This window comes from Clostridium sp. (genome assembly GCF_047718555.1).
Taxonomy (GTDB): Bacteria; Bacillota; Clostridia; order Clostridiales; family Clostridiaceae; genus Clostridium_I.
The window spans coordinates 118,355-126,459 of the sequence record NZ_JBDNRK010000005.1 but is presented as its reverse complement, the minus strand read 5'-3'; the positions used below and the strand labels follow the sequence as shown (position 1 = coordinate 126,459).

5 protein-coding genes and 1 other annotated feature (1 of these 6 cut by a window edge) are annotated in these 8,105 nt (G+C 31.6%); of the genes, 3 read left to right on the top strand and 2 right to left on the bottom strand.

Going from position 1 to position 8,105, the window contains the following annotated elements; genetic code table 11:
- Positions 1-114: 114 nt before the first annotated feature.
- Positions 115-912, top strand: coding sequence for a GTP pyrophosphokinase (locus tag ABF633_RS03815; RefSeq protein ID WP_415522184.1), 798 nt, complete (start codon positions 115-117; stop codon positions 910-912).
- Between the two features lie 399 nt (positions 913-1,311).
- On the opposite strand, the gene ABF633_RS03810 is transcribed toward ABF633_RS03815, so the two are convergent.
- Positions 1,312-2,418, bottom strand: coding sequence for a GerAB/ArcD/ProY family transporter (locus tag ABF633_RS03810; protein ID WP_415522182.1), 1,107 nt, complete (start codon positions 2,416-2,418; stop codon positions 1,312-1,314).
- Positions 2,419-2,547: 129 nt separating this feature from the next.
- Between ABF633_RS03810 and ABF633_RS03805 the strand changes: the two genes are divergently transcribed.
- Positions 2,548-3,951 (top strand): spore germination protein, encoded by a 1,404-nt coding sequence (locus ABF633_RS03805; protein WP_415522180.1) that lies wholly within the window; start codon positions 2,548-2,550, stop codon positions 3,949-3,951.
- Positions 3,948-5,066, top strand: a complete 1,119-nt coding sequence (locus tag ABF633_RS03800) for a Ger(x)C family spore germination protein (RefSeq protein ID WP_415522178.1) — start codon at positions 3,948-3,950, stop codon at positions 5,064-5,066. Before ABF633_RS03805 ends, ABF633_RS03800 begins: the two co-directional genes overlap by 4 nt.
- A 176-nt stretch (positions 5,067-5,242) precedes the next feature.
- Here ABF633_RS03800 and leuS read toward each other — a convergent pair whose 3' ends face one another.
- Positions 5,243-7,669 (bottom strand): leucine--tRNA ligase, encoded by a 2,427-nt coding sequence (leuS, locus tag ABF633_RS03795; RefSeq protein WP_415522176.1) that lies wholly within the window; start codon positions 7,667-7,669, stop codon positions 5,243-5,245.
- Positions 7,670-7,914: 245 nt separating this feature from the next.
- Positions 7,915-8,105 (bottom strand) — a binding site (T-box leader); it runs 8 nt beyond the window's last position.

Sequence of the window (8,105 nt, the reverse complement as noted above, 5' to 3'; positions counted from 1 at the left end):
GAAAAGCAGAGAACCAAAATCTTAGATTTTGTGTGAATCGCTTTCACAGAGTGCGCTGGGAGTATTACGGATGGTAGTCATCGGATAAATTTTTATTGAAAAGGATGATTTTTTATGACTATGATGGTTAAATGGAAGACATTTTTAATTCCTTACAGTCAAGCGGTAGAGGAATTAAAAGTAAAAATGAGAAGTGTAAGAAAAGAATATAGAAAAAAGAATGAATATTCTCCAATCGAGTTTGTTACTGGCAGGGTGAAGGAAATATCCAGTATTTTGGAAAAAGCTAAAAAACTCAATTTAACTCTAGATGAAATTGATAGTTATATGGAGGATATAGCTGGAATCAGAATAATGTGCCAGTTTGTAGATGATATTCAGCATGTAGTGGATTTAATTAGACAAAGGAAGGATATGCTTGTAATAAATGAAAAAGATTATATAAACAATGTAAAAGATAGCGGCTATAGAAGTTATCATATGATTATAAAATATCCAGTTAATTTAGCAGAGGGAAAAAAAGAAATATTAGCAGAAATACAGATAAGAACATTAGCTATGAATTTCTGGGCTACTATTGAACATTCTTTAAATTATAAATATAAGCATGATATACCTGTAGAGATAAGAAAAAAGCTTAAAAATGCTGCCGACGCTGCATTCCAATTGGATGGGCAGATGCTTGAAATTAAGGATGAGATAAAGGATGCCCAAAAATTGTTTGAAGTAAAATCAAATTTAATTTCTGATATTGTAAATAACATTTTAGTATTATCTTCTATGAATAAATTATCTGAAGCTGTTTATTATAAGAATCGCCTGAATAAACTACTTGAAGAAGAGGATGTATTTGAATTAAATAGTCTGCTAGAAGCTGTAGAAAAATCAGTTTATGAGTTTAAAAAATATTAAATAAAATTGAAAATTTAATTTTAAACATCAATATAAAATCAGGATAATTGAAAATTTTCAATTATCCTGATTTTATGTACTACATTTAACTAACTATGTTAGTTTTAATTGAGTGAACTACCATCACTTATAGAAGTGTATGGCTTCCTTTAATCCATCCTAACCACAAGGGAAATTTTCTTTTACAGGATATCAGTTTCCAAGGCTATGGATTTTTTATGAGGAAAATCCTTCCCGTAGTACCCACGGTAGTGTTATCTTACAAATAACGTTTGTAAACCTATAATTCATTTGTTGCCTATCGGCAAGTGCTATTCATCTCCCACCTAAGAGGATAGGAGAATTTCGCACATTTTCTTAAAACTGTCTCTATATGCATATAGAGACAGCCACATGGTTCTATATCTTGGAAGATTTTATAGGAGTTTTTGATTCTAAGGTTTTTTTATTTTTTAAATGAAATATTATATATACTATAATTGGTATAACAACAAAATTAGCAAGTGAAATATAGAGAAATACATTTAACGCTTTAAAAAGTAATACTGCATCACGAGAAAATAAAAATGAAATTATTAAAACTAGGGCGGTTACAAAATAAATGTAAAATTTATTTCGTATATTCATTTTATTTAATATCAACTTCATAGAGAAAAAAGTTAATACATATTTTATGTACCATCCAGCAATTACCTGTAATAATACATACAATTCACCACTTTCCAAGAATCCCCAATAGTTTACAAGCTGAGTTTGAATTAATTTTGGATAATACATTGTATTTCCACGGGTAATTCCGAAAGTTGTTATAACTCCCACAGTTGAAAATACTTCCATTTGAATAATAAATAAAAGGCCTATAGTTAAATACTTTTTTACAGTTTTTTTATTCTCCAATTCTGTCAAAAAAGGAAGTATTATAGAAAAAAAACTGAAAAAGGCTAGGCTTTTTATGATACTCATAAGAAAGTTTGGTGTTATGCCGTTTTCCATAATAGGTAAAAGAAAATTAAAATTTTTATATTTGGAGGTAAGTATAGCTAAATTAGTTCCTGAAAGGGCCACGAAGGTTATTCCAATTATAGTTACAATAACTATGGAGTGACTTCCTCGCCAAATTGTGTATATAGCAGGTATGGCAAAGAATATTGAAAAAAACCAAGGCGGTGTGTCAGCTAACATATTTACATGCATTGAATTTGCTTCAACAGCTGTACATTCTATTAATGTGAAGAATAGAGCCAATATAAAGCAACAGATAAGTATGTTTCCTAGTACTTTTCCTAAGGCACTGCAATAGATATCATACATATTATAATTATTATTTTTTTGCATTATCCACATAATTATATGAGCAAACAAAAATATAATTATTCCTGAGCAAATTACAGCTATCCAAGAATCTCTACCACCTAATTGAGTATAAAGGGTAGGATAGGTTTTCATTGAAACTATAGTTACTCCAGATAGGAGAAAAATTAAATGAGTGCCATTAAATTTATCCATAACATTACCTCTTTTGCATAAAGTATTTATAAAAATCCATACTACTATTAAAAGCTTTGTACTTGATTCTATTATTTGATATTTAATGAAAATTATACAAGATAAAGAAAAAATAAGGCAGGAGATAGCATGAATGAAGATTATATTACATTTGTAAAAGAAAAGCTAAAGGATAATGTAGACGTAAAAAACAGGGAAATAAAATGTAAAAAAGGCTGTATATATATAATATTTATTGATAATTTAACAGATTCTCATTTTATAAGTCAATATATAATTGAACCCATTGTAAAGGAAAGAGATACTATTGAAACTGCAGAAGATATAAAAAAAAGTATTATATTTGCCAATTCCATAGGCAATATAGATACCAGTCATGACGTACTGCTGCATATACTTTCAGGGGATGTAGTTATAATTTCTGATTTTTACGAGGGGTTAATATTTTGTGAAGCAAAGAGTTGGGCCAGAAGATCTGTATCCATACCAATTACAGAAAGTGTTATAAAAGGACCAAGAGAAGGTTTCACAGAAGCCTTTGTAGATAATATTTCTCTTATAAGGAGAAAAGCTAGAAATGCGGATTTAAAATTTGAAAGTATGTATATGGGAAAAAAGTCTGATTCAATTGTAATACTAGCGTATATAAAAGGCGTGGCCAGCAGTAAATTGGTATCTCAAATAAGAAAAAAATTAAAAAAGATGGATGTGGATTTTTTACTGGATACAAATTATATAGAAGAACAGCTAAAGGAGAAGGGTACTCTTTATGATACCGTAGGCTATACTGAAAAACCAGATGTGGTGGCTTCCAAATTATTTGAAGGAAGAGTGGCAATTATTGTTGATGGTACACCTTTTGTAGTTACAGCACCTTATTTCTTCTATGAAAATTTTCAAATGCCAGATGATTATTATTTAAACAAATATATGTCTAATTTTCTAAGAGTTTTAAGGTGGCTGGGATATATTATTTCAGTACTTTTGCCAGGGCTATATGTTGCTTTAACTACCCACCATTTTTCATTAATACCTTCTGTATTTGTATTTAGGCTTTCTATATCCAGAGCAGGTGTACCATTTCCCATGGTAGTAGAGGTTATTATAATGATATTTTTCTTTCAAATATTGAGAGAAGCCGGAGTAAGATTGCCCCAACCAGTAGGGCAGGCAATGGGTATTGTTGGTGCTTTAATTCTAGGACAATCCGCTGTAAGTGCGGGGTTTGCCTCTGAAACTACAATAATTGTTGTAGCTTTAACTTCCATAGCCTCATTTTTGACACCAAAAATTTATGGAGCAATAACCTTTTGGTCAGTTTTTTTAATAATAATATCTAGTGTAGTTGGATTACCTGGTTATTTTATAGGAGTAGTTTTGATGATATCTGAACTAGGTGGACTAAAAAGCTGTGGATTTAAATATATATTTCCAATGGGAACCATTAAAAAGTTTGATTTTAAAGATTTGATTTTAAGAGATGATTTAGATTCTATATCTGGAGACTTTACGAATGAGGATGGTAAAAAATGAAAAAATTACTTATGTGTTTATTTTTAACAGCTTCTATATTTTTAAATGGATGTTTCAGTTATATAGATATAAATAATGTAGTTTTTGTAACTTCAGTAATAGTAGACATAGATAAAGAGAATAAACCTGTAGTTTATTTAGAAATTTTTAAGTCAGCTAGAGCTGCATCTAAAGCTGCAGAAACAGCTCAGAGAATTGTTTTAAAGGGCACAGGTAAAACTGTCTATGAAGCGGTAAACGATATAAATTTGGCATCTAGTTTTCAGATAAACTATACACAAAATAAAGCCATAATATATACAAAAAGAGCTGCAGCACAGGGTATAGAAAGTTATCTTGATATTTTTAGAAGAGATGTAAATGCTATAATAAAGCCTTATTTACTGGTGTATGATGGTGATGTAGAAAGACTTGCAAAAGGGAACTTTCAAGGACAAGAATATATAGGTCTATTTGTATGGGACTTAATAGGCAATGTAAGAAGCAGTCCGAGAGCAGTTCAATCTTCACTTAACAGATATTTATCAAGAAGATTAGCTCCAAGTAAGACAGATGTATTGACAGTACTAAAGATAAACAATGAAGAACCTGTTCCTGCTCTTGTAATAAATGGTGGAGCTATAATGAAAAATAATAAATTGGCTGAAATGCTTCCACAATCAGAAGGGGAGGCCTATAATTTTCTCATTGATGCAGTATCCTTAGGCTCTATGGAAGTGGCTGATCCGAGGGATAAGATAAAATATATATCTTTAGCCATAGAAAACAGTAAAACAAATACTGATGTAAATATGAAGGGTGACAATATACAGGTCACAAAACAAATGAATATAAAAGCCAGAATTGTTGAAGTGCAAAAATATATGGATCTGACAGACGAACAGTTAGATGAAATAAGAAAAGGTGCAGAGGCTAATTTAATTAATTCCTGTATGAATATATTTAATAAATACAAAAAGAGAAATTTAGATATTTTTATGATAGGTCAGGAGGTTGAAAATAAATATGGTGAAAAGGGTATGAAATATAGTGAAGATATAATAGAGCATACTAATATGGAAATACAGCCAAGAGTATTTATAGATAGTCCTGGAAGAATACGACCATATGAATAATAGCAAGCTTATAAATGTAGAAAAATGTCTTCAATAAATTACTATACATGTGAAAATAAATAGCAAGTGAAAGATACTACATATTTCTCACTTGCTATTTATTTATGATATTTAAGTTGAGGTAATACTATTTCAACTTAAATATTTTAAGACATTTTTCATATACAGTTTAGCTTTTATTTTGCAACTATATTAACTAATCTTCCTTTGATTACAATTATTTTCTTGACATCTTTGCCTTCAATAGCTGCTTTAACATTATCATCCTTTAATGCTGTTTCTTTAATTGCATCATCTTTTAAATCAGAGGATATGTTTATTCTTGTTTTGATTTTACCATTTACCTGTATTGCTATTTCAATTTCGTCTTTAATTAATGCCTTTGGATCAAATTTTGGCCAAGCCTCCTTGAATACTGAAAAATTATTTCCAACATTTAGCCACATTTCCTCTGAAAAATGAGGAGCAAAAGGAGATAAGATTCTTATAAAATCATTGACACATTGCTTTAGAAATTCAGTATTTTTCTTCTCTTCATTGAGATATTTTGAAAGTGCATTTGTGAATTCCATTATTCTTGCTATACAAGTGTTAAACTGAAATTTTTCAGCATCTTCAGTTACGCTCTTTATTACGAAATTTCTAACATAGTTTAATTCCTTTTCAGCTTTATCTATAGTAGTTTTGTCATCAGAAACTTCAGTACATTGTGACAGAATTCTTTCAACTCTATCTACAAATTTTGAGATAGCCTTTATGCCATCATCACTCCAGGCACCGCCTTCTGTGTAGTCGAAACCAAACATAAGATACAGTCTGAATACATCAGCACCATATTCACTTATATAATCATCTGGAGATATTGTGTTTCCCTTGGATTTACTCATCTTCTGTCCATCTGGTCCAAGAATTAAGCCTTGGTGCCTTAATGAAAGGAAAGGCTCATCAAAATTTAAATATCCCATATCTCTTAAAGCCTTTGTAATGAATCTGGCATATAAAAGATGCATGCAGGCATGTTCCGGGCCGCCTACATATTTATCTACAGGAAGCATTTTATTTATGATCTCCGGGTCAAAGGCTTTATCACTGTTTTTACTATCTGGATATCTTAAATAATACCAGGAAGAGCACACAAAAGTATCCAAAGTATCCACTTCTCTTTTAGCAGGACTTCCGCAGTGTGGACAAGTAGTATTTACAAATTCCTCAGATTTTGCAAGAGGAGATTTACCATCTGGAGCAAATTCAACATCATAAGGAAGCTCCACGGGAAGCTGTTCTTCTGGTACAGCCACAGTTCCGCATTTTTCACAATAAACTATAGGGATAGGAGCACCCCAATACCTTTGTCTTGACACAAGCCAGTCACGAAGTCTGTAATTAATCTTCCAATGTCCTAGATTCTTTGAAGACAGTAAGTTTACTATAGCTTCCTTGGCTTTATTTCCGGATAGACCATCAAATTCTCCACTGTTTACAAGCTTACCATAATCCGTATAGGGAAGGGAATCTCCACCTTCTACTACTCTTATTATTGGTAAATTATATTTTGTAGCAAAGGCAAAATCTCTTTCATCGTGAGAAGGAACGGCCATAACAGCACCTGTTCCATAGGTGGCAAGTACGTAGTCTGCTACCCATATAGGAACTTCTTTACCATTTGCTGGATTTATAGCATAAGCACCAGTAAATACACCAGTTTTTTCTCTTGTTAAAGATTGTCTTTCTATATCAGACTGCTTTGCTGACTGGGTCTTATATTCTTCTACAGCTTCTTTGTATTCGGATGTAGTAACTTTATCTGTCAATGGACTTTCAGGAGCTAAAACTACATAAGTAACTCCAAATAGAGTATCTACTCTGGTAGTAAATACATCAAAGGTAATATCACTGTTAGATACTTTAAAGGTAACTTCAGCACCTTTAGATTTACCAATCCAGTGTCTTTGCATAGCTTTTGTCTTTTCTGGCCAATCCAAATCATCTAGTTTTTGTAAAAGTTCCTCTGAATAGTCAGTGATCTTTAAAAACCACTGTGTTAAATCTTTTTTTACTACTTCAGTACCGCAGCGTTCACAGCCACCATCCACTACCTGTTCATTGGCAAGTACTGTATTGCAGCTAGGGCACCAGTTAACAGGAGCTTTTTTTCTGTAAGCTAAGCCTTTTTCATAAAGCTTTAAAAATAACCACTGAGTCCATTTGTAGTAGTCAGGAAAACAAGTTACAACCTCATGATCCCAATTGAACATTGCCCCCATTGCCTTAAGCTGTTTTTCCATGGTTTCTATATTTTTAATAGTGGAGTCTTTGGGATGAACTCCTGTTTTTATAGCATAATTTTCTGCAGGAAGACCGAAGGCATCAAAGCCCATAGGTTGAAATACATTATAGCCCTGCATTTTCTTAAATCTTGCCCAGGAGTCCACTGGACCGTAGTTAAACCAGTGACCTGCATGAAGCCTTGCTCCAGAAGGGTATGAAAACATTTCTAAAGCATATAATTTTTTATCCATGTTATTTTCATCAAATTTATAAAGTTTTTTATCTTCCCATATTTTTTGCCATTTTTCATCAATTTTAGTACTGTAGTTTCCCAATTTTAAATAACCTCCTCGATATCTTTTATGTAATAATATATCTTAAGATATGAACTATCTTATTTATTAGAATGATAGTATATTTTACGTTCTACTACATCAACAGAACCATGAGATAGTTTACTATCATGGTTATCTATTTCTTTGTATGATTGAAAATATACATGGCATCTTTACATTATTATCTATTTTCACATGCATAAGAACCAATAGCGAAAGATAAATAAAAAAACCCCTCATCTCAAAAAAGAGACGAAGGTTAGACTCCGTGGTACCACTCTAATTAGGTAAGAACCTCACTTTACAATATAACGGTTTTAACCGTACTGCTTTTTGGCAGCAATGCTCCCAAGCGAGTTCATATATAATCATCACTGTTTTTCAGCAATGCAACAGCTCTCTTTAGATGACTTCAATATTACTATTCTTGTTCAAA